This window comes from Streptomyces coffeae, from assembly GCF_016741875.1.
GTDB classification, from domain to species: domain Bacteria; phylum Actinomycetota; class Actinomycetes; order Streptomycetales; family Streptomycetaceae; genus Streptomyces; species Streptomyces coffeae.
On record NZ_JAERRF010000045.1, the window covers coordinates 25,943 to 47,593 of the forward strand.

Below are 21,651 nucleotides of genomic sequence, written 5' to 3' on the forward strand. Positions count from 1 at the left end.
GGCGCGTACGGATGCGCTCCGCGGACAGCCGTCCTACGGGATCTGCTCGGACTGCATGCGTTCCTTGAAGTCCTTGATGTACGCCGCGAGCTCGTTGTTGCTCAGCTCGCTGACTCCGTAGGTTTCCCGCAGCCGCTGCCCGAACTGGTACGCCGAGGGGAACATCCCGTTGTCAGCGGTGTACTGGCGGAAGGCGCCGTAGAACACCTCGTCCCGAGGGATGTCCTCCGGCAGCTCGGAGACCGACCGCCCCGCCGTCTCGTACGCGGGGTAGGACTCCGGCTCGCGCTGCTCGGGGAGGTAGACGCCCTGGTTGTTCATCACGCCCTGGCCGCCGAGCTGACGCACCCGGCCCGGCCCGACGGGCACGGTCACCTGCGGCTGCTCGGCCGTCTCCGGCTGCGTCTGGTCCGCCGGGACCGGCTGCTGATAGCCGGACTGCTGGTACGCGGCCTGCTGGTAGACCGGCAGCGGCAGGGAGAGCGGCAACTCCTGCGGTCCGGGGGCGGGCGCCGGAGCCGGGGCCGCCGGACCGGCGCCAGGGGCGCCCGGCACACCGGCGGTTCCGGGCGCGGTGGGGGCGCCCGGGGTGCCCGGCGCGCCGGTCTCGGCCCCGGGGACGTCGTACGCCGCCGAATCAGTGGCGTCGGTCGCACCCGCCGTAGCCCCGGTGCCCATGCCTGCTGTGCCCGTACCGGCCGGCAGCGCCGACGGCAGGACCGCGTTCGCCTCCAGACCGGCCGCGGCCAGCCCCGCCGGGGCGGTGTTCGCCAGCGGCACCCCGTACCGCGCAAGCCGCAGCGGCATCAGTGACTCGACGGGCGCCTTGCGGCGCCAGCCGCGCCCGTAGCGGGCCCGCAGCCGGGCGCGGTAGACCAGCCGGTCCTGCTCCAGCTTGATGACCTCGTCGTAACTGCGCAGCTCCCACAGCTTCATCCGGCGCCAGAGCCGGAAGGTGGGCACCGGCGCGAGCAGCCAGCGGGCGATACGGACCGACTCCATATGCCGGTCGGCGGTGATGTCGGCGATCCGGCCGACCGCGTGCCGGGCCGCCTCGACGGAGACGACGAAGAGCACCGGGATCACGGCGTGCATCCCGACCCCGAGCGGATCCGGCCAGGCGGCGGCGCCGTTGAAGGCGATCGTGGCGGCGGTCAGCAGCCAGGCCGTCTGTCGCAGCAGGGGGAAGGGGATCCGGATCCAGGTGAGCAGCAGATCCAGGGCGAGCAGAACGACGATCCCGGCGTCGATGCCGATGGGAAAGACGTTGGCGAAGGCGCCGAAGCCCTTGTCATGTGCGAGATCGCGCACGGCCGCATAGGAGCCGGCGAAGCCGATCGCGGCGATCACCACCGCTCCGGCGACGACCACCCCGATCAGTATTCGATGCGTACGTGTCAATTGCATCGCGGCCACCCGCGATCCCTCCCCGTCCTTGGCAACAGCGCGCCCAGGGTCGCATACACGTCAAGCGCCTCGGACGGGAAGGGGTGGCGGACCGACTAGGCGCTGGTCTTCTTCTTGCCGCTGTCGGCGGAGGCGTTGTCGTCGGGCTTGCTGCCCGAACCGCCCGAACCGCCCGAACCACCCGAACCGCTCGAGTTGCTCGAGTCGCTCGAAGCGCCCTTGCCACCCTTGCCGACGGACTCGACGACCTCCTTGGCCGCGTCCTTGGCGTCCTTCAGCAGATCGGCGGCGTCCGGCGTCTTGGCGGTCTCATAACCGGCACCGTCGTACTCGATCACCACCACGACGTTGGCCGTACGGGCGACGACCGTCTGGTTGCGGAAGTCGTCGCCGTCCTTCTTGGTCTTGGTGCTGACCGTGGTGGCCGCGTCGCCGATGCCCCCGGCCTGCTCGGTCTTGGCGTCCTTGGCGCCGTCGGCCGTGGCGGCCTTGCTCGCCTGCTGGCCCGCGAACGCCTGGGCGCGCTTGTCACCGCTGCCCATCCCGCTGTCGGAGTGGAAGAGCTTGAGGGAGACGGTCAGTGACCGGTACTTGAATCCGTCGAGGCCGCTCCACAGGCAGCTCGCGGCCGTGTTGGTGTCCGCCGACGGCAGTGCCTTGCCCTTCTTCTGCTCCGCCTTCGGGACGAGCTCGCCGACGGTCTTGCCCGACAGGGAGGTGCAGACATCGGGCAGCTTGCTGAACTTTGCTGCCGCTACGGTCGGGGACGGACTGGGCGAGGCGGATCTCGATGGATTGTCCGCGTTCTTCTTGTCGTCGTCGGAGCCGGAGGAGCAGCCTGCGACCAGCACTACAGGTACGGTCGCGCAGGCGAGTATTCGGGCGAGTCGCGGGGCTGAACGGTGCATGGATCCTTCGCTCATTCTCTGTCGATGGGCGGATGTGCCGCCCGCGTCATTAGTCGGCACGGTACGCGGCCGATGCGCGGGCGTCCCAATCTCCGAGGTCTTCGCGGGGTGTCCTGGGTCATTCCACGGGTTCGTGCCGGGCCCGCTATTCGTTGAGGCGGTCGGTCAGCTCCTGGGCCAAGTCTTCGGCGTTTTCCTGTAGTTCTTCGCTGTCGGGAATGCTCGTCTTGTCGGTCGACCACTGGTTGTAACGAATGGTGGCAATCACATTCGAGGACCGGAACACCACGGTGATGTCGCGGTGGATACCGGAGTCCTTGGTGATCAACTGGTCGTTGAGGAAGGCGTCGTCGCCGAGGTCGTCGAGGCGGCGTGGGGCGGTTCCGTCGAATTCCTCGTCACTCGTCGCACTTTCATCGCTTTGAGGTGACTCATCACTCTTCGGGGCATTGGTTCCCTTGCCGCCCTTTTTACCCTCGCTACCCCTTTCGCTGCTGCCGCTCTCGCCGGAGCTGGGCGTCGAACCGGGGACCGCGTCGTCGCCGCCCCCGTCGTCGGCGGAGCCCTCGGACGCGTCGGAGGAGCCGGAGGGGGCCGAGGGGGTGCTCGGGGCGTCCGGGACATGCGCGGCGACGGCCTTCTTCTCGTAGAGGTCCTGTGCCCGGTCGTCATCGCTGACGGCCGGGTCGTACGACACGACGCGCTCGAAGTCCAAGGTCAGATAACGGGTGCCGTCGGGTGTCTCCATCTTCCAGCGGCAGCCGTCGCGCCGGTCTATGTCGTAGGTGAGGGCCGCCTGCCCCTCGTACGCCTTGTTGTCCTCGTCGCCGCCGGGCAGCAGGGTCTGGAGGGTCTTCATGCTCACGGCGCCGCATGCCTCGGGCAGGGACCGATAGCGGCCGGGCTCGGCCGAGACCTGGTGCCCGGAGTCGTCCGAGGCGCCGTCGTCCCCGCTGGGCCTCGAGTCGGAGCCGGTGCATCCGCTGAGCCCGGCGGCGGCGAGCACGCTGATGAGCACGGCGACGGCCGAGCTGGCGCGCCATCCGTACGCCCTTCGCTGCGCTGGCTGCACTGTCCGTGTCCCTTCGAGCGAAAACTGCTTGCCGCCCGTGGGCGGTCGCTGGACACAATGTCTACCGCACGCGCTGCCGTGCTTGCCGGTCGACCGCCACCAATAAGGCATAAGCCCGGTTTTTGCGTTTTCTGTCTTTCACGGGGGAATGAGTAAATCATGTCGTACGTCGAGGTGTCCGGGGCGAACGTCCCGATCCGTATGTGGACCGATCCTTCGACGGTCGAGGACGGCGCCATGCAGCAGCTGCGGAATGTCGCCACCCTGCCGTGGATCAAGGGTCTGGCCGTGATGCCCGATGTGCACTACGGCAAGGGCGCCACGGTCGGCTCGGTGATCGCCATGCGGGGCGCGGTGTGCCCGGCGGCGGTCGGTGTCGACATCGGCTGCGGAATGTCGGCGGTCAAGACGTCGCTCACCGCGAACGACCTGCCCGGAGATCTGTCCCGGCTGCGGTCCAAGATCGAGCAGGCGATCCCGGTGGGACGGGGGATGCATGACGACCCGGTGGACCCCGGGCGGCTGCATGGATTCGCCACCGCGAAGTGGGACGACTTCTGGGGACGCTTCAACGGCGTCGCCGAGGCGGTCAAGTTCCGTCAGGACCGTGCCACCAAGCAGATGGGTTCGCTCGGTTCGGGAAACCACTTCATTGAGTTCTGTCTCGATGACAGCGGTTCGGTCTGGCTGATGCTCCACTCCGGATCCCGCAACATCGGCAAGGAGCTGGCCGAGTACCACATCGGCGAGGCCCGGAAGCTTCCGCACAACCAGAACCTGATCGACCGCGATCTGGCCGTCTTCATCGCGGACACCCCACAGATGGCGGCGTACCGGCACGATCTGTTCTGGGCGCAGGAGTACGCCAAGTACAACCGCTCGATCATGATGGGGCTCTTCCAGGACGTGGTGCGCCGGGAGTTCAAGAAGGCGAAGCCGGTCTTCGAGCCTGTCATCTCCTGCCACCACAACTATGTCGCCGAGGAGCGCTACGAGGACATGGACCTGCTGGTCACCCGCAAGGGCGCGATCCGCGCGGGCAGCGGGGACTACGGGATCATCCCGGGCTCGATGGGCACCGGTTCGTACATCGTGCGCGGCCTGGGGAACGCGGCGTCGTTCAACTCGGCGTCGCACGGCGCGGGTCGGAGGATGAGCCGCAACGCGGCGAAGAAGCGCTTCTCGACACGGGATCTGGAGGAGCAGACGCGTGGCGTGGAGTGCCGGAAGGACTCCGGCGTCGTGGACGAGATCCCGGGCGCCTACAAGCCGATCGAGCAGGTCATCGACCAGCAGAGGGACCTTGTCGAGGTGGTGGCGAGGCTCAAGCAGGTTGTGTGTGTGAAGGGTTGACGGCCCGATCCGGGAGGATCCCCGGACCGGGTGGAGGCCCGGTCCGGGGATCCTCCCGGGCGGGGCCGAGGTGCCCGGCCCCCTGACGGGGGTGGGGGCTGGGCACCGGCAGGGCCTCCCGTTTTCCGTCCTCGGCTTCCGGTCTCAGCGTTCGCGGTGGACCTTGTGCTGGGCGGCCTGGGCGCGGGGCCGGACCACCAGCAGATCGATGTTGACGTGGGAGGGCCGGGTGACGGCCCACTCGACGGTGTCGGCGACATCGTCCGCGGTGAGCGGCTCGGCGACGCCCTCGTAGACGGCCGCGGCCTGGGACGCGTCGCCGCGGAACCGCTTCACCGCGAACTCGTCCGTCTTGACCATGCCGGGCGCGATCTCGATGACGCGTACCGGCTCACCGCACAGCTCCAGCCGCAGGGTGGCGGCGATGGCGTGCGCCCCGTGCTTGGCGGCCACATAACCGCCGCCGCCCTCGTACGCGAGATGGCCCGCCGTCGAGGACATGACGACGACCGTGCCGTCGCCCGAGGCGGTGAGCGCGGGCAGCAGGGCCTGGGTGACCTGGAGGACACCCATCACATTCACCTCGTACATCGCCCGCCAGTCGTCCGGTTCGGCGTTGGCGACGGTCTCGGTGCCGATGGCGCCGCCCGCGTTGTTCACCAGGGCGTCGGAGCGGTCGAGGGAGGCGGCGAACGCATTGACGGCGTCGCGGTCGGTGACGTCCAGGACATATGCCTCGGCCTCGTGGCCCGCCTCGGTCAGCTCACCGGCGAGCGCCTCGATCCGGTCCGCGCGGCGCGCGGTGAGGACGACACGGAAACCGGCGGCGGCGAGTCGACGGGCGGTCGCGGCGCCGATGCCACTGCTGGCGCCGGTGATGACTGCGGTACGGGTGGTCATCGGCCCTCCTGTTGATGAATCTGGTGAATCTGGCGAATCTGATGACATGCCTGACGGCTGGGTGCGGCCTGGGTCTGGTCGAGGCTGACCGCACATGATCCATACGAAGGATATGACGGTCTGATTTACATCCAATCGAGGGAGTCAAGATCGGAAACCGCTACTGGCTCCGGGGCCCGGGGAAGGGAGCACAGCGACCGGCGCGGCGCCGGCGAGGAGCATCCCCATGCCCAAGGAGTGAGTTGAGCCCATGACGCAGCAGAACAGATTTGTGCAGCGGTCCCGTCGGTCCTTCCGCCGCTGGGGCGTCGTCTCGGCAAGCGCTGTCGCGGCGGCGGCACTGGTTGCCGGCGCGCCGACGGCCGCGTGGGCCACGACGACGCACACGCCGTCCAACGGCGCGTGCCAGCAGGCCCACGACCCGGGGCACCACAACAACGAGCATGGGGATGGCCGCCAGCACGAGCAGCACGAGCAAAACGGCCGGCACGAGGAGCACGGGCAACAGCACGAGCAGCACGGCATGCACGAGGAGCACGGCCAACAGCACGAGCAACACGGCCAGCGGGAGCAACACGAGGAGCATGGCCAGTACGGGGACAACGGTGGCCGTGAGCAGTACGGGGACAACGGTGGCCGTGAGCAGTCTGGGGACAACGAGGGGCGTGAGCAGTACGGCGAGAACGGTGGCCGTGAGCAGTCTGGGGAGAACGAGGGGCGTGAGCAGTACGGCGAGAACGGTGGCCGTGAGCAGTCTGGGGACAACGAGGGGCGTGAGCAGTACGGGGACAACGGTGGCCGTGAGCAGTACGCCGAGAACGGTGGCCGTGAGCAGTACGGCGAGGACGAGGCCGGCGAGCAGTACGGCGAGGACAACGGCCAGCGTGAGCAGTACGGCGAGAACGGGGAGGACGGCCAGTACGGCGAGAGCGGGGAGGACGCGCAGTCCGGCGAGAACGGCCGTCCCAACAACGGCCGTGACGACGAGGGCCACTACGGCGACGGCTCGCAGCCGCAGGTCCGCAGCGGGATGCGCCCTGCCCACGGCGACCACCAGGGCGACCCCGCCCACCACGATGACCAGATGAAGCGCAGTGGCGTGACGATCGACGATGCGGTCCGGATCGCCGAGTGCGAGGTCGGGGGCCGGGCCCGCAGCGTCGAGCTGGTGGAGGACTGCCCCGAGGAGGACGCGCACCACCAGGGGCGGGAGCACGGGAACCGCTCGCGTATGACCGACCCGCACCAGGACCCGAACCACCAGAGGAAGCACCTGGTGTGGGCGGTGGATGTCGAGTGTGACCACACCATCACGCGGGTTCTGATCGACCCGGACACCGGCTGTGTGCTGCGCACCACCAAGGTGGAGCAGCACAACGACCACAACAACCACGACAACCACATGGACCAAGGCCGCCCCGGCGTCTGAGCGCAACGCCGTGCATGACGCCCGGCCGAGGCGACCCCCGGCCGGGCGTCATCCGCGTGATGGTGTCATCCGCATGGTGCCGCCGCCCTCACGGTGCGGTGAGCGGTTCGGCCTCGTAGGCCCGGTGCAGCAGCTCCAGGAAGGACGGTGCCTCGGGTACGGCCGTCCCGTCGATTCGGTGCAGTGCCACCCCCGGCGTCCAGGAGTTCATGACCACGGCCCCCGCCAGCCCCGGCACATCGGCGAGCGTGATCTCCGCGTCCCGCTGGGGCGCCCCGAGGCGGTCCAGCTGACGGCGGACGATGCCCATCGTGATCCCGCCCAACATCTCGGCCACGGGCCAGACCACAGCGGAGCCGTCCCAGAAAGCCAGATTCCAGATCGACCCCTCGCTGAGCCGCCCCCGGCCGTCGACGAAGACGGCGTCGTCGAAGCCGTGCTTCACGGCCTGCCGCGGGTAGTACGCCTTGGCCACCTCACCCACGTGCTTCACCGCCGGGAGGATCCGCTCGTACTCGACGGCCTCCACGGCCAGCGGCCCCGTGGGCGGGGTCGCGAGCGGACCGGTACGCACCAGCATGTCCAGTTCCGCCCCGGATTCGTCCGCGGTCAACCCGCCCACCGGTGCGTAGACCGTGGCCCTCAGTGAGACATCGGCCGCACTTCCCGCCTCCAGTGCCGTCCGCAGCAGCTCCCGCACCCGCTCGTCGGGCAGCGCCGTCCCGAACATCTCCTGCGAGCCCGCCCGCAGCCGCTGGAGATGGAGATCGAGCCCCCTTACCCCGCCGTCACGCACCTGCATCGCGGTGAAGTGCGCGTACCCCGCGAACGCGAGCGGCGCCAACTCCTCCACCGTCGCCGCCCGGCCATTGCGTTGAACGACATACATGCCCATATCTCACCCCGCGGGAACGACACAGCGCGGAATGCCCGCGCACACGGCGACGTTAGCCTTCACATCGGGACAAGGTCTTGTCCCGGCGCACCGGCGTCAGTCGGCCCCGCCTCCAGTGGCACGTCCCGGTCTGCCCGGAACGCTGTCTCACCAAGGCCCACCGCTTGCGCGAAGCCCTCGTCCGATCGACCATCGCCGAACTGGGCCTCGGCGGGGCCGACTGGACCTGATGCCTCCGCACCGCGCATCCAACTCCATGACCGACCGGAGGTGTTCACGGCGGGTCGGAGAGGGCGCCTTTCCCTTCCGCCGGCCGGGAGGGCGAGGGAGCCTCGGCGACGACCCAGGGCGAGAGCCCCAGGGCCCCTCAGCAACCCCTCACGGCCACACCAGGCAATACGGCTGGTGCCCCGCCTCATGCAGTCGATGGCTGAAGTCCTGCCACTCGTGCAGCAGTTGGTAGACGGTGAAGGCGTCGCGGGGGCCGCCGCGGTCGGGGACGGTGGACCAGATGAAGGCGGCGGCGCCGACGGCTTCTTCGCCTACGCCGCGCAGGGGGTCGACCGCGGTCATCGGGAGCTTGACGACGGCGTAGTCGGGGTGGAGGACGACCAGTTCGAGCGGGGGGACCTTGTGGAGGGGGACGCCCTCGATGCCGGTGAGGACCATCGCGGCCACCGTCTCCGGCTTGATCTTGGTGAACATGCCGTGGCCGAGCTCATCGCCGCCGAGTTCCTCGGGGCGCATGGAGATGGGGACCCGGGCCGCGGTGGCTCCGTCGGGCGCACCGAAGTATTTGTAGGTCACCCCCATGCGGCCCCCGCTTCTGCTTGCCCTGCCCGCGTTCTGCCGCCGATGGCGTCCAGGGCGGGCGCGCTCGGGGCCTCGGTCGTCAGTCCCTTCACCCAGTTCGCCACCGCGATGCATATCTCCACCCGACCACTCGCGGCCACCACCGCGCAACCCGATCAATGTGAGAGAGACCTCCCCCGCACCGGAGCGGTGAAACGCCCCACGGCAGGACTCCGTCAGCCTCTGACAACATGGCTTGCGTGAGCTATCCCTACGCAGCCCCAGTTTCGCAGACGCTTTTCGATCGCGCGGCGGTCGTGACACCCGGCGGCGTGAACTCTCCGGTGCGGGCCTTCCGTGCCGTGGGAGGTACGCCCCGATTCATGGTGTCCGGTGATGGTCCGTACCTCACGGATGCCGATGGAAGGGAGTATGTCGACCTCGTGTGTTCGTGGGGACCGATGATCCTCGGCCATTCCCACCCCGAGGTCATGGCGGCCGTGCAGGCCGCGGTCGCACGCGGTACGTCGTTCGGTACGCCCGGTGAGGGCGAGGTGGAGCTCGCCGAGGAGATCGTGGGCCGGGTGGGGCCCGTCGAGCAGGTGCGGCTGGTGTCGTCGGGCACCGAGGCGACGATGTCGGCGATCCGGCTGGCCCGCGGGTTCACCGGCCGGGCCAAGGTGATCAAGTTCGCCGGGTGCTACCACGGGCATGTGGACGCGCTGCTGGCGGCGGCCGGGTCCGGAGTGGCGACCTTCGGGCTGCCGGACACCCCGGGGGTGACGGGCGCGCAGGCGGGGGAGACCGTCGTGCTGCCGTACAACGACCTGGAGGCGGTGCGGCAGGCGTTCGCCGCGTACCCGGGGGAGATTGCCTGTGTGATCACCGAGGCGTCGCCGGGCAACATGGGTGTGGTGCCGCCGCTGCCGGGGTTCAACGCGGGGCTGAAGCAGCTGTGTGCGGAGAACGGCGCGCTGTACATCTCCGACGAGGTCATGACCGGCTTCCGGGTCTCCAAGGCCGGCTGGTACGGCCTCGACGGGGTGGAGCCGGACCTGATGATCTTCGGCAAGGTGATGGGCGGTGGCTTCCCGGCCGCGGCCTTCGGCGGGCGCGCCGACATCATGGCGCGGCTGGCCCCGGCCGGACCGGTCTACCAGGCGGGCACGCTGTCCGGGAACCCGGTCGCGACGGCTGCCGGGGTGGCGCAGCTGCGGCTGCTGGACGACGCGGCGTACGCCAAGGTCGACGCGGTCTCCGAGCGGCTGCGGTCGCTGGTGACGGAGGCGCTCGCCAAGGAGGGCGTGGAGCACCGCCTCCAGGCCGCGGGCAACATGTTCTCGGTGTTCTTCACCGGCGAGGGTGTCACCGACTACGAGAAGGCCAAGGCGCAGGAGGCGTTCCGCTTCACCGCGTTCTTCCACTCGATGCTGTCGCAGGGTGTGTATCTGCCGCCGTCCGTCTTCGAGTCGTGGTTTGTCTCCACGGCCCATGACGACCGGGCGCTGGAGCGGGTGGCCGCGGCTCTGCCGGGGGCGGCGCGGGCCGCCGCCGAGGCGACTGAATGATGGGTGACATGACTCAGAGCGAGAGCGAGATCACCGTCGTCCATGTGATGCGCCACGGTGAGGTGGAGAACCCCAAGGGGGTGCTGTACGGGCGGCTGCCCGGGTACCACCTCTCCGAGTTGGGCCGGCGGATGGCCGACCGGGTCGCCGAGCACCTGGCCGACCGTGACATCACCCATGTTGTCGCCTCCCCGCTGGAGCGGGCACAGGAGACGGCGACGCCGATCGCCAAGGCGCACGGCCTGGACGTGGCGTCGGACCGGCGGCTGATCGAGGCGGCGAACGTCTTCGAGGGCAAGACCTTCGGCGTGGGCGACGGCGCCCTGCGCAAGCCCGCCAACTGGCGCCATCTCACCAACCCCTTCCGCCCCTCCTGGGGTGAGCCGTACATCGACCAGGTGGTGCGGATGATGGCGGCGCTGGGCGCGGCGCGGGACGCGGCGCGGGGGCACGAGGCGGTGTGTGTCAGCCATCAGCTGCCGATCTGGATCGTGCGCAGCTTTGTGGAGCGGCGGCGGCTGTGGCACGACCCGCGCAGGCGGCAGTGCACGCTGGCGAGCCTCACCAGCTTCACCTACCGCGGTGACCAGATCGTGTCGGTCGGCTACAGCGAACCGGCCCGCGATCTTGTTCCGGCGCATCTGCTGGCGGGCGCCAAGCCGGTGAAAGGGGCGTCCAAGGGCTTCGGCGCGTGATCTCTGCATGATCCGTGCTTGATCCACTCATGGTGCGCGCATAAGCCCGACGGAATTCCGCATGTATTGGTTCCAACGCATTCGGTAATCGCTCCGGATGTAAGGTTTCTGTAATCGGCCGCGCCCCTTCGGAACCCCGCTATTCGTCTCGTCATCTCAAGGGTTGTCCGCTACCCCGGACACCAGTACGGCGAGTGCGAATTGGGGACGTTATGCGTGAGGTCAGCCGAAGGGGCATCCTCGGTCTTGGTGCGGGAGCGGTGGCGTCACTGGCCGTCGCCGGCTGCTCCTCACCGGGGTCGAAGCCGAAACCCCACGAGACGCGGCAGGCGAAGCCGATCGGCGACGGATCGACCTCCCGGGGCGCCCAGCGGCCGAAGGAGCCGAAGCCGGAGCGGCTGGCGCGCGGGCAGAAGCCGCCGCAGTTCGTGGTCTTCTCCTGGGACGGCGCGGGAGAGGTCGGCAACGGTCTCTTCCCCCGGTTCCGCAAGCTGGCGAAGGACCACGGCGCGACCATGACCTTCTTCCTCTCCGGCATCTACTGCCTGCCGGAGTCGAAGAAGTCGATGTACCGGCCGCCGAACAACCCGGTCGGCGCCTCCGACATCGGCTATCTCACCGATGAGCACATCCGGGCGACGCTGGAGAACGTGCGGAAGGCGTGGCTGGAGGGGCATGAGATCGGCACCCACTTCAACGGCCACTTCTGTGCCGGAAGCGGTTCGGTCGAGCGCTGGACGCCCGCCCAGTGGAGGTCCGAGATCGACCAGGCCATGTCCTTCGTCACCAAGTGGCGGACGAATACCGGCTTCAAGGATCTCGACCCGCTGCCGTTCGACTACCACAAGGAGCTCATCGGTGGCCGGACCCCCTGTCTGAAGGGCCAGGAGAATCTGCTGCCGACGGCCCGGAAGCTGGGCTGGCGCTATGACGCCAGCTCGCCCGGGGGCACGCAGGTGTGGCCCTCGAAGAAGCAGGGACTGTGGGACTTCCCGTTGCAGCAGATTCCCTTTCCCGGGCACTCCTTCGAAGTGCTCTCGATGGACTACAACATCCTCGCCAACCAGTCGCACAATTCCACGAACGCGCCGCCGGCGAACTACCCGGGCTGGCGCAAGCAGGCCACCGAAGCCTACATAGCCGGATTCAAGCGCGCCTATGAGACCAATCGCGCGCCGCTGTTCATCGGAAACCACTTCGAGGAATGGAACGGCGGGATCTATATGGACGCCGTCGAAGAAGCGTTGAAGCATATGGCCGACGAGAAGCGCAAGGATGTGCGGCTGGTCTCCTTCAAGCAGTTCACGGACTGGCTGGACGCCCAGGACCCCGCGGTGCTGGACGATCTGCGGTCGTACGGGGTGGGCGAGACCTGGCGGGCCAAGCCCTGACCGGCCGCTGACGGCCACCGGCCGCCCCCGCCGGCGCCCGCCGACGGCTCTGGCCACGACCGGCGCGAGGCCCGGTTCGTGGGAGGGGAACGGCGGGGCCCGGGGGCGAAGGGGGGTGGCGAAGATCCCCAAAAGGGCCATGCGAAACTTTTCACATGAGTGCCTGCCGCGCCCCTCGGCGCCTCGCGACCCGACGTCGCGCAACCGTGCTGGCCACTGGGGCCGCGGTTGCCGCGCTGACCCTTACCGCCTGTGGTTCCGGCGGCACCTCGGGTGGGTCGTCCGACACCAAGTTCGTCCAGGGCAAGGGCGGCGTGGACACCGTGCCCCAGGGGAAGCGCACCGACGCTCCCGAGCTGTCGGGGAAAACCCTCGAGGACAAGCAGCTCGATGTGGCCGACTACAAGGGCAAGATCGTCGTCCTGAACGTCTGGGGCTCGTGGTGCGCGCCGTGCCGGGCGGAGGCGCCGAATCTCGCCAAGGTCGCGAAGGACACCGAGCGCGACGGTGTGCAGTTCGTGGGGATCAACACACGTGACTCCGACCGCGCCCCCGCGCGCAGGTTCGAGAAGGAGTTCGGCGTCGAGTACCCGAGCCTGTACGACCCGATGGGCAAGCTGATGCTGCGCTTCCCCAAGGGCAGCCTCAACCCGCAGGCCATCCCCTCGACGATCGTCCTGGACCGGGACGGCAAGATCGCGGCCCGCACGCTCACCGCGCTGAGCGAGGAGCGACTCCGTAAGATGCTCGACCCGCTGATCGCGGAAAAGTGAGTTCCGTGAGCACACTCGCCGCCGTCGCCGGATACAACGAGACCGTGATGACCGGGGGACTGCTGGTCTCCCTGCCGATCGCCGTCTTCGCCGGACTGGTCTCCTTCTTCTCTCCCTGCGTGCTGCCGCTGGTACCGGGCTATATGTCGTATGTCACGGGGATCACCGGTGCGGATCTCGCCGAGGCGCGGCGCGGCCGGATGCTCGCGGGGGCCTCGCTGTTCGTGCTCGGGTTCAGCGCGGTCTTCGTCTCCTTCGGAGCCCTCTTCGGCAATTTCGGCAATACCCTCCTGGCGCACCGGGAGACCCTGAGCAAGGTCCTCGGCGTGATCACCATCGTGCTGGGCCTGGCCTTCATGGGTGTGCTCAAGGGCTTCGGGCAGCGGGAGTTCCGCTTCCACATCAAGCCCACGATGGGGCTGGCGGGCGCACCGGTGCTGGGGGTCCTGTTCGGCGTCGGGTGGACGCCGTGTCTCGGGCCGACACTCAGCGCCGCCAGCTTCCTGGCGATCCAGGAAGGGACAGCGGTGCGCGGCGCGCTGCTGGTCTCCGCCTACTGCCTCGGTCTGGGGCTGCCGTTCATAGCGGTGGCTCTCGCCTACCGTCGCACGCTGGGCGCCTTCGGCTGGGTCAAGCGGCACTACGTCTGGGTGATGCGGACCGGTGGCGGTCTGCTGATCACCCTGGGGGTGCTGATGCTCACCGGTGTGTGGGACGCCATGATGGGCGAAATGCAAGGCTGGGCCGCGGGCTTCAACGTTGGGATCTGATCGATGTCCACCACCGATACCGACACCGCGGCCGACAAGGCGGCCGGCGCCAGCGCGGAGGAGCGTGAACTCGGCGCGGCGGGCTCGCAGCTGTCCACGGCGCCGTCCGAGGAGATCAGCCTCCCCTCGCTGGGGGTGCTGGGCTGGGCCCGGTGGTTCTGGCGCCAGCTGACCTCGATGCGGGTCGCGCTGCTGCTGCTCTTCCTGCTGTCGCTCGGCGCGATCCCCGGTTCGCTGATCCCGCAGACCAGCATCGATGCGCTCAAGGTCCAGACCTTCAAGGACAAGCATCCGACGCTGACGCCGATCTACGAGAAGCTCCAGCTCTTCAACGTCTACAGCTCGGTGTGGTTCTCGGCGATCTACATCCTGCTGTTCATCTCGCTGATCGGCTGCATCGTGCCGCGCACCTGGCAGTTCATCGGCCAGCTGCGCGGCCGTCCGCCGGGCGCTCCGCGCCGTCTCACCCGGCTCCCGGCGTACACGACCTGGCGCACCGAGGCCGAGCCGGAGCAGGTGCTCCGGGCCGCGCAGCGGATCATGAAGGGGCGCCGCTTCCGCACCGAGAGCTCGGGTGACGCGGTCGCCGCCGAGAAGGGTTATCTGCGCGAGGTGGGCAACCTCCTCTTCCATGTCGCGCTGATCGTGCTGCTGGTGTCCTTCGCCGCGGGGCAGCTGTGGAAGTTCGAGGGCAGCAAGCTGGTCGTGGAGGGCGACGGCTTCAGCAACAGCCTGGTGCAGTACGACGACAGAAAGTCGGGCCAGCTGTTCAACAGCGATGATCTGGCCCCCTTCGGCTTCCAGCTGGACCGCTTCACCGCGACCTACGAGCGCAGCGGTCCGCAGATGCGCACCCCGCGCACCTTCAACGCCGATGTCACCTACTGGGACGGCGCGGACGGCGCCGAGCGCAAGACCCGGATCAAGGTCAATGAGCCGCTCGAGATCGCGGGTTACAAGGTCTATCTGCTGAACCACGGCTATGCGCCGGTGGTCACAGTCAGGGACGGCAAGGGCGAGATCGCCTACAAGGGTCCGGTGGCCGGTCTGCCGATCGACGGAGCCAATCTCACCGAGAGCATGGTGATCAAGGTCCCGGACTACCGCAACAAAGCGGGCAAAAAGGATCAAATCGCCTTCCAGGGTCAGTTCCTGCCCACCTGGGTGCGCAGCCAGGGGATGTTCTCCGTCTTCCCCGCGCTGGACAACCCGACGCTGGTGCTGACCGCCTACCACGGCAGCCTCGGCATCGACGGCGGCACTCCGCAGAGCGTGTACCAGCTGGACAAGTCGCGGATGAAGCAGTTCATGGAGTCCGACGGCACGAGCAAGTACGCCCGGGCGCTCGCGGTCGGCGACACCATGAAGCTGCCGAACGGCGCGGGCTCGCTGAAGTTCGAGGGGGTCAAGGAGTGGGCCAGCTTCCAGATCTCCCACAAGCCCGGAACCGAGGGCGCCCTGATCGGCGCCGTCGCCGCCCTGGTGGGCCTGGCCGCGTCCCTGTTCATCCAGCGCCGCCGGGTCTGGGTGCGTGCGGTGACCGGCAAGGACGGCACCACCGTGGTCGAGATGGCCGGGCTCGGCCGCAGCGAGTCCGCCAAGCTGCCGGAGGAGCTCGCCGATCTGGCCGTCCGACTCCAGGCCGACGCGCCCCCCGCGACGGAACCGGAGCCGGAACGCCAACCGGAACCCGAACCGGAAGCACAGTCGGCACCCGAGTCGGAAAACGAGTCGGAAAACGAGTCGGAAAAGGAGTCGGCACCCGAGTCGGAGAATGAGTCACCCGAGTCGGACGGTGAACCTGCATCCGACTCAGGACCCGTGGCCGGCGGCACGGATCCCGCAGATCCATCCGAAGGAGCGCACGCGTGAACCTCGCGGCCGAAGTCAACGAGACACTGGCGAACTACAGCAATGTGCTGATCTATTCGGCGATGGCGGTCTACACCCTCGCCTTCCTCGCCCATATCGCCGAGTGGGTGTTCGGCAGCCGCAGCGCCGTCGGCCGCACCGCCGCCGCGATCACCGTCGAGGCGGCCGACCGTCCGCGCGCCCAGGTCACCGTCCAGACCGGCGGGAACACCGCCGAGAAGGGCGGCACCGCGGTACTGGAGCGGCCCAAGGTGGTCACCCGATCCGCCGCGGGCAGCCGTGATGTCCCGGACGGGCCGGGCGCCGCCGGAGGCAGCGAACAGGGCGATGTGTACGGCCGGATCGCGGTGGGGCTGACCGTACTGGCCTTCCTCTTCCACGCCGCCGGTGTCCTCGCCCGCGCCCTCTCGGTGCAGCGCGCCCCCTGGGGCAATATGTACGAGTTCTCCACGACCTTCGCCATGGTCGCGGTCGCCACGTACTTCACCCTGCTGGCGCTGAAGAAGAACGTGCGCTGGATCGGACTGCCTCTGGTCACCACGGTCCTCCTCGACCTCGGTCTGGCCGTCTCTGTTCTTTACACCGACAGCGACCAGTTGGTTCCCGCGCTGCACTCCTACTGGCTGTGGATCCACGTCAGCTGCGCGATCATCTCCGGCGCCGCGCTCTACATCGGCGCCGTCTCCACGCTGCTCTACCTCTTCCGCGACCGGTACGAGGCGCAGCTGGAGGACCCGGAGGGGAAGCAGCCCGGCCGGTTCGCCTCCTCCGTCCTGGAGCGGGTGCCCTCGGCGGCGTCCCTGGACAAGTTCGCGTACCGCATCAACGCCACGATCTTCCCGCTGTGGACCTTCACGATCATCGCGGGCGCGATCTGGGCCGAGGCCGCCTGGGGCCGCTACTGGGGCTGGGACCCCAAGGAGGTCTGGACCTTCATCACCTGGGTCGCCTACGCCTGTTATCTGCACGCCCGGGCCACCGCGGGCTGGAAGGGCCGCAAGGCCGCGTACCTCGCGCTGATCGCCTTCGGCTGCTACCTGTTCAACTACTACGGCGTGAACATCTTCGTCACCGGCAAGCACTCCTACGCCGGAGTCTGACCTTTCGGACCGAGTCCCCGGCCATGGCCACCGGCCGTGACCGGGGATCTTCCGTATCCGGCGAGAAGCCCGCGCTCCGTCACGCCCCGGCGGCCGGCGGGGTGTCCTCGGGACCCTCGCCCTCGCGGCGGAGCTCCTCCTCGCGGCGGCGCAGATCCGCCTCCCAGCTCCGCAGCAGCTCCTCGTCCTTGGGCGCCTCGGCCGTGGAAGCGTCCTCGGCGTCCTCGGGGGTGTCACGGCCGTCCTGAGCGGGCTCCTCCGGCCCGTCCTGCCCCGTGTTCTTCCCCAGGGACTTGAGGAACTCGGGGTTGTCGTCCGGTGCGACCCAGCCATCGCCCCCGCCGCGCACGCCGCCCCGGCTCCCGCCGTCCACCGCGCGCTTGCGGCCCACGATCTGCCAGGAGAGGGAACCGACGACCGGGAACAGCAGCACCAGGATTGCCCAGATCGGCTTGGGGAGGTAGCGGACGTCCCGCTCGTCGGTGGTGATGCAGTCGATGAACGCATAGATGGTGAGCGCCAGCGGCACCAGGATCATCAGCACCCGAGGCATGAGCCGATCCCCTTGCGTGTGGTGTTCGGAGCCGAAGCAACGGGCCCCAGTTACGGGACCAGGGTAGTGCGTACCGGATACTGGGACGCATGGCTTATGACGATCTTCGTTCCTTTCTGCGGGCACTTGACAGGGAAGGCGACCTCAAGCGGGTCAAGGCCGAAGTCGACCCGCACCTGGAGATCGGTGAGATCGTCGACAGGGTCAACAAGGCGGGCGGTCCCGCGCTGCTCTTCGAGAACGTCACGGGCTCGTCGATGCCGCTGGCGATGAACGTCTACGGCACCGACCGCCGGTTGCTGAAGGCCCTCGGGCTGCGCTCCTACGACGAGATCAGCGAGAAGATCGGCGGGCTGGTCAAACCCGAGCTCCCGCACGGCTTCGGCGGCCTCCGCGACGCGTTCGGGAAGCTGGGCGCCATGGCGCACGTACCGCCGAAGAAGGTCAAGGACGCGCCCGTCCAGGAGGTCGTCCTCACCGGTGAGGACGTCGACCTGGAGGCGCTCCCGGCGCTGTTCACCTGGCCCGAGGACGGCGGCTCGTTCTTCAACCTGGGCCTGACGCACACCAAGCACCCGGAGACCGGGGTGCGCAACCTCGGCCTCTACCGCCTCCAGCGCCATGACCGCCGCACCATCGGGATGCACTGGCAGATCCACAAGGACAGCCGCAACCACTACCAAGTCGCCGCCAGGCGCGGTGAGAAGCTGCCGGTGGCCATCGCCTTCGGCGCCCCGCCCGCGGTGACGTACGCCTCCACCGCCCCCCTGCCCGGCGACATCGACGAGTACCTCTTCGCCGGGTTCCTCCAGGGCAGGCGGATCGAGATGGTCGACTGCAAGACGGTGCCGCTCCAGGTCCCGGCCAACGCCGAGGTGGTCATCGAAGGGTGGCTGGAGCCGGGGAAGATGCTGCCGGAGGGCCCGTTCGGCGATCACACCGGCTTCTACACCCCGCAGGAGCCCTTCCCGGCGCTGACCATCGACTGTGTGACGATGCGCAAGCGGCCGCTGTTGCAGTCGATCGTCGTAGGGCGGCCGCCGACCGAGGACGGTCCGCTGGGCCGGGCCACCGAGCGGTTCTTCCTCCCGCTGCTCAAGATCGTCGTTCCGGACATCGTGGACTACCACCTCCCCGAGTCCGGTGGTTTCCACAACTGCGCGATCGTCTCGATCGACAAGAAGTACCCCAAGCACGCGCAGAAGGTGATGCACGCCATCTGGGGCGCCCACATGATGTCGCTCACCAAGCTGATCGTGGTGGTCGACGCCGACTGCGATGTGCACAACCTCCACGAGGTGTCCTGGCGCGCGCTGGGGAACACGGACTACGCACGCGACCTCACCGTGGTCGAAGGCCCGGTCGACCATCTCGACCACTCCTCGTACCAGCAGTTCTGGGGCGGCAAGGCGGGCATCGACGCCACCGCGAAATGGCCCGAGGAGGGCTATACACGCGACGGCGGCTGGCCCCGGATGGTCGAGTCCGATCCCGCGACATCCGACCGGGTGACGCGCCGTTGGAAGGAGTACGGGCTGTGAAGTCCGAAGCGACACGGGGACGCGGCAGTGCGGAGGCGGGATTTCTCCGCCCCCGCGGAGGTGAACCGGAGTACGGGCTGTGACGTCCGCCGCCGCTGCCGCGCCGCGCCCCGGAGCCGTCAGGTCGTTCCTGCGGCTGGTGCTCATCGAGCACTCCGTCTTCGCGCTGCCCTTCGCCTACATCGCCGCGTTCACCGCGATGTTCCAGCGGAACGAGCGCATCCACTGGACCCAACTGCTGCTGATCACGGTGGCGATGGTGGGGCTGCGCACCTTCGCGATGGCGGCGAACCGGATCATCGACCGCGAGATCGACGCCCGCAATCCGCGTACCGCCGGCCGTGAGCTGGTCACCGGCGCCGTGGCCGTACGCACCGCGGTGACCGGGGCGTTCATCGCGCTCGCGGTCTTCCTGGGCGCCGCGGCGCTGCTGAACCCGCTGTGTCTGGCGCTGGCGCCGGTCGCCGTGGTGCCGATGGTGGTCTATCCGTACGGCAAGCGGTTCACCGACTATCCGCACGCGATCCTGGGCCTGGCCCAGGCGATGGGCCCGGTCGGCGCCTGGATCGGGGTCACCGGCGAGTGGTCCTGGGACGCGGTGATCCTGGGGCTCGCGGTCGGCATCTGGATCGGCGGCTTCGACCTGATCTTCGCCTGCCAGGACGTGGCCGCCGACCGGGCGCACGGGGTGCGGTCGGTCCCGGCCCGCTTCGGGATCGCCGGGGCGCTGTACGGGGCGCGGGTCTGCCATGTGCTCACCACGGCCCTGCTGGTCTGGTACGGGCTGGCCACGGACGCCGGAGCGTTCTTCTGGGCGGGGCTGGTGATCGTCGCGGCGGCCTTCGGGTACGAGCACACCATCGTGCGCCCGGGCGATCTGTCGCGGCTGAACCGCGCCTTCTTCACGGTCAACGGCTTCATCGGGATCGCGCTGTTCTGCTGTGCGCTGCTCGACCTGATGGTGCGGGGGCTGAGCCTGTGAGAGCGCCCCGACGGCGGCGGATAGGCTCGGTCGTGTGGAGCCGCCGCAGGAGCCGTCCAGGACGTACGAACAGGTGAGCCGCCGCCCCTGGGTGGTCGGTGTGTCCGGCGCGTCCGGGACGCCGTTCGCCGCCTCCGTGCTGCGTGCGCTGCTGGCGGCGGGCGAGGCAGTCGATCTGGTGATCAGCCGGGCGGCTCGGCTGACGCTGCTGGACGAGACCGGGATCGCCTTTCGGGACGCGCACTGGCGCGACGATCTGCGCCGCTGGCTGGCGCGCGGGGCGGACGGCACCCCCGACGCCTTCGAGGTACCGGCCGCGGTGGCGGACGTACGCCACTGGGCGGCCGGGGACCTGGCCGCCGGGCCGTCCTCGGGTTCGTACGAGGTCAAGGGGATGCTGATCGTCCCGGCGAGCACGGCGTGTGTGGCCGGGGTGGCGCTGGGGCTGTCGAAGGACCTGCTCCAGCGGGCCGCGAGCGTGACGCTCAAGGAGCGGCGCAGGCTCGTGGTCGCCGTGCGGGAGACCCCGCTGAACGGTCAGACGCTCCGGCACCTGGTGTCACTGGACGAGGCGGGCGCGGTGGTGCTGCCCGCCTCTCCGGCGTTCTACGCGGGGGCGACGCACATCCAGGACCTGGTGGACTTCGTCGCGGGGCGGGTGCTGGACGCAGCCGGGGTGCCGCACAAGCTGTACCGCCGGTGGGAGGGGGAACTCGGTGGGGACCGGGGGAGGGACTAGCGGGTCCAGCGCTTACGGGCCAGCGCGGCGCGGGCCGCGACGACGACCGCGCGGCGCCCCGCGCGGGAGGTCGGCCGGTGGTTCGCACGCGAGCGGTTGGCCAGGGCCCGCAGCTCCTGCATGCGGGCTTCAAGACCCTCGATCGTGTACACGGTGAGTCTCATCTCCTGAGGTAAACAGGTCGATCGCCTAAAAGATTTACAGGACTTGTGGTCCTGATGCCTTAGATTCTACATGTAATGTCGCTCGAACTCTGAATAATGGAAGGCGTACGGCATATGGACGCGGTGGACAGGCAGCTCATCCAGGCGCTGCGGGAGAACGGCAGGGCCTCGTACGCGGAGCTGGGCAGGCTCGTCGGCCTGTCCGGGCCCAGCGTCACGGACCGGATCAACCGCCTGGAGGCGGCCGGGGTCATCACCGGCTATCGCGCGACCGTCGACGCCGCGTCCCTCGGGCTCGGGGTCACCGCGCTGATCGGCATCCAGCTCTCCGACGCCACCGACCACGAGGACGTGGCGCAGCGGCTGCGCGATCTGGCCGAGATCGAGGACTGCTGGTTCATCGCGGGCGACGACTCCTACATGCTCAAGGTGCGCGCCTCGGACGTGGACGGTCTGGAGCGGACCATCCGTCGGCTGTCCGGCACCAAGGGCGTCTCCCGGACCCGCACCACGATCGTGCTGTCCACCAAGTGGGAGAACCGGGTCGGAGAACTTCCCGAGGACACCGAGGCGTAGTCTCGGCGAAGCCGACATCGGCAGAGGAAGGGCCGGAAGACAGACGGCCGGACGACGGGGGCGAACGCATGGGAGGCGACCGCGTGACGGCGACCACACACGACGTGGGTTTCAAGCGGGAGTTGGAGCAGAAGGTCCGTGCGGGCGAGCGGCTCTCCCGTGAGGACGGCA

22 protein-coding genes are annotated in these 21,651 nt (G+C 69.0%); 14 read left to right on the forward strand and 8 right to left on the reverse strand.

Features of this window, described 5'->3' with window-relative positions:
* Positions 1 to 33: 33 nt before the first annotated feature.
* The 3 genes from JK363_RS38645 to JK363_RS38655 form a co-directional block, all read right to left on the reverse strand.
* On the reverse strand, positions 34 to 1,407 hold the full coding sequence (locus JK363_RS38645) for a DUF2637 domain-containing protein (RefSeq protein WP_201882821.1): 1,374 nt from the start codon (positions 1,405 to 1,407) through the stop codon (positions 34 to 36).
* Positions 1,408 to 1,502: 95 nt separating this feature from the next.
* The gene (locus tag JK363_RS38650; RefSeq protein ID WP_201882823.1) at positions 1,503 to 2,315 is read right to left on the reverse strand and encodes a hypothetical protein; all 813 of its coding nucleotides are present in this window, start codon (positions 2,313 to 2,315) and stop codon (positions 1,503 to 1,505) included.
* 145 nt (positions 2,316 to 2,460) lie between these two features.
* Positions 2,461 to 3,387, reverse strand: a complete 927-nt coding sequence (locus tag JK363_RS38655; protein ID WP_307822044.1) for a DUF3558 domain-containing protein — start codon at positions 3,385 to 3,387, stop codon at positions 2,461 to 2,463.
* 159 nt (positions 3,388 to 3,546) lie between these two features.
* Between JK363_RS38655 and JK363_RS38660 the strand changes: the two genes are divergently transcribed.
* The gene (locus JK363_RS38660; RefSeq protein ID WP_201882825.1) at positions 3,547 to 4,740 is read left to right on the forward strand and encodes an RtcB family protein; all 1,194 of its coding nucleotides are present in this window, start codon (positions 3,547 to 3,549) and stop codon (positions 4,738 to 4,740) included.
* Positions 4,741 to 4,884: 144 nt separating this feature from the next.
* On the opposite strand, the gene JK363_RS38665 is transcribed toward JK363_RS38660, so the two are convergent.
* Entirely contained in the window at positions 4,885 to 5,640 is a 756-nt protein-coding gene (locus tag JK363_RS38665) for an SDR family NAD(P)-dependent oxidoreductase (RefSeq protein ID WP_201882827.1), read from the reverse strand.
* A 250-nt stretch (positions 5,641 to 5,890) separates the two neighbouring features.
* Here JK363_RS38665 and JK363_RS38670 point away from each other — a divergent pair, with 250 nt between their 5' ends.
* On the forward strand, positions 5,891 to 7,069 hold the full coding sequence (locus tag JK363_RS38670) for a hypothetical protein (RefSeq protein WP_201882829.1): 1,179 nt from the start codon (positions 5,891 to 5,893) through the stop codon (positions 7,067 to 7,069).
* Between the two features lie 88 nt (positions 7,070 to 7,157).
* Here the strand turns inward: JK363_RS38670 and JK363_RS38675 are convergent, their stop codons facing one another.
* Positions 7,158 to 7,964 (reverse strand): aminotransferase class IV family protein, encoded by an 807-nt coding sequence (locus tag JK363_RS38675; protein ID WP_201882832.1) that lies wholly within the window; start codon positions 7,962 to 7,964, stop codon positions 7,158 to 7,160.
* A gap of 77 nt (positions 7,965 to 8,041) precedes the next feature.
* Between JK363_RS38675 and JK363_RS38680 the strand changes: the two genes are divergently transcribed.
* Positions 8,042 to 8,194 (forward strand): hypothetical protein, encoded by a 153-nt coding sequence (locus JK363_RS38680; protein WP_201882833.1) that lies wholly within the window; start codon positions 8,042 to 8,044, stop codon positions 8,192 to 8,194.
* A 148-nt stretch (positions 8,195 to 8,342) separates the two neighbouring features.
* Here JK363_RS38680 and JK363_RS38685 read toward each other — a convergent pair whose 3' ends face one another.
* Entirely contained in the window at positions 8,343 to 8,891 is a 549-nt protein-coding gene (locus JK363_RS38685) for a hypothetical protein (protein ID WP_236076481.1), read from the reverse strand.
* A gap of 116 nt (positions 8,892 to 9,007) precedes the next feature.
* Between JK363_RS38685 and hemL the strand changes: the two genes are divergently transcribed.
* The 7 genes from hemL to ccsB all read left to right on the forward strand — a co-directional run bounded on the left by hemL (position 9,008) and on the right by ccsB (position 16,925).
* Entirely contained in the window at positions 9,008 to 10,324 is a 1,317-nt protein-coding gene (gene hemL, locus JK363_RS38690; RefSeq protein WP_201882834.1) for a glutamate-1-semialdehyde 2,1-aminomutase, read from the forward strand.
* Positions 10,321 to 11,019, forward strand: a complete 699-nt coding sequence (locus JK363_RS38695) for a histidine phosphatase family protein (protein ID WP_372444938.1) — start codon at positions 10,321 to 10,323, stop codon at positions 11,017 to 11,019. The genes hemL and JK363_RS38695 overlap by 4 nt, the downstream gene beginning before the upstream one ends.
* A 212-nt stretch (positions 11,020 to 11,231) precedes the next feature.
* Positions 11,232 to 12,410: a polysaccharide deacetylase family protein gene (locus JK363_RS38700; RefSeq protein WP_201882836.1), complete on the forward strand. Its 1,179-nt coding sequence runs from the start codon at positions 11,232 to 11,234 to the stop codon at positions 12,408 to 12,410.
* A gap of 155 nt (positions 12,411 to 12,565) precedes the next feature.
* Positions 12,566 to 13,183 carry a TlpA family protein disulfide reductase gene (locus JK363_RS38705; protein WP_201882837.1) on the forward strand — a complete coding sequence of 206 codons (618 nt, stop codon included), beginning with the start codon at positions 12,566 to 12,568 and terminating at the stop codon, positions 13,181 to 13,183.
* Between the two features lie 5 nt (positions 13,184 to 13,188).
* Entirely contained in the window at positions 13,189 to 13,953 is a 765-nt protein-coding gene (locus JK363_RS38710; RefSeq protein WP_201882838.1) for a cytochrome c biogenesis CcdA family protein, read from the forward strand.
* A 3-nt stretch (positions 13,954 to 13,956) separates the two neighbouring features.
* On the forward strand, positions 13,957 to 15,825 hold the full coding sequence (gene resB / locus JK363_RS38715) for a cytochrome c biogenesis protein ResB (RefSeq protein WP_201882839.1): 1,869 nt from the start codon (positions 13,957 to 13,959) through the stop codon (positions 15,823 to 15,825).
* Positions 15,822 to 16,925, forward strand: coding sequence for a c-type cytochrome biogenesis protein CcsB (ccsB, locus tag JK363_RS38720; RefSeq protein WP_201882841.1), 1,104 nt, complete (start codon positions 15,822 to 15,824; stop codon positions 16,923 to 16,925). The genes resB and ccsB overlap by 4 nt, the downstream gene beginning before the upstream one ends.
* A 79-nt stretch (positions 16,926 to 17,004) precedes the next feature.
* Here ccsB and JK363_RS38725 read toward each other — a convergent pair whose 3' ends face one another.
* On the reverse strand, positions 17,005 to 17,478 hold the full coding sequence (locus tag JK363_RS38725; protein ID WP_201882843.1) for a PLD nuclease N-terminal domain-containing protein: 474 nt from the start codon (positions 17,476 to 17,478) through the stop codon (positions 17,005 to 17,007).
* An 89-nt stretch (positions 17,479 to 17,567) separates the two neighbouring features.
* On the opposite strand from JK363_RS38725, the gene JK363_RS38730 reads away from it, so the two are divergent.
* The 3 genes from JK363_RS38730 (at position 17,568) to JK363_RS38740 (ending at position 20,740) form a co-directional block, all read left to right on the forward strand.
* Positions 17,568 to 19,019 carry a menaquinone biosynthesis decarboxylase gene (locus tag JK363_RS38730; RefSeq protein WP_201882845.1) on the forward strand — a complete coding sequence of 484 codons (1,452 nt, stop codon included), beginning with the start codon at positions 17,568 to 17,570 and terminating at the stop codon, positions 19,017 to 19,019.
* Positions 19,020 to 19,098: 79 nt separating this feature from the next.
* Positions 19,099 to 20,001 carry a menaquinone biosynthesis prenyltransferase MqnP gene (gene mqnP, locus JK363_RS38735; protein ID WP_201882847.1) on the forward strand — a complete coding sequence of 301 codons (903 nt, stop codon included), beginning with the start codon at positions 19,099 to 19,101 and terminating at the stop codon, positions 19,999 to 20,001.
* Between the two features lie 34 nt (positions 20,002 to 20,035).
* Positions 20,036 to 20,740, forward strand: a complete 705-nt coding sequence (locus tag JK363_RS38740) for a UbiX family flavin prenyltransferase (RefSeq protein WP_307822045.1) — start codon at positions 20,036 to 20,038, stop codon at positions 20,738 to 20,740.
* On the opposite strand, the gene JK363_RS38745 is transcribed toward JK363_RS38740, so the two are convergent.
* On the reverse strand, positions 20,737 to 20,904 hold the full coding sequence (locus tag JK363_RS38745) for a hypothetical protein (RefSeq protein ID WP_201882849.1): 168 nt from the start codon (positions 20,902 to 20,904) through the stop codon (positions 20,737 to 20,739). The two genes, JK363_RS38740 and JK363_RS38745, sit on opposite strands and share 4 nt — an antisense overlap.
* A 114-nt stretch (positions 20,905 to 21,018) precedes the next feature.
* On the opposite strand from JK363_RS38745, the gene JK363_RS38750 reads away from it, so the two are divergent.
* Positions 21,019 to 21,480: an Lrp/AsnC family transcriptional regulator gene (locus JK363_RS38750; RefSeq protein WP_201882851.1), complete on the forward strand. Its 462-nt coding sequence runs from the start codon at positions 21,019 to 21,021 to the stop codon at positions 21,478 to 21,480.
* Positions 21,481 to 21,651: the final 171 nt, after the last annotated feature.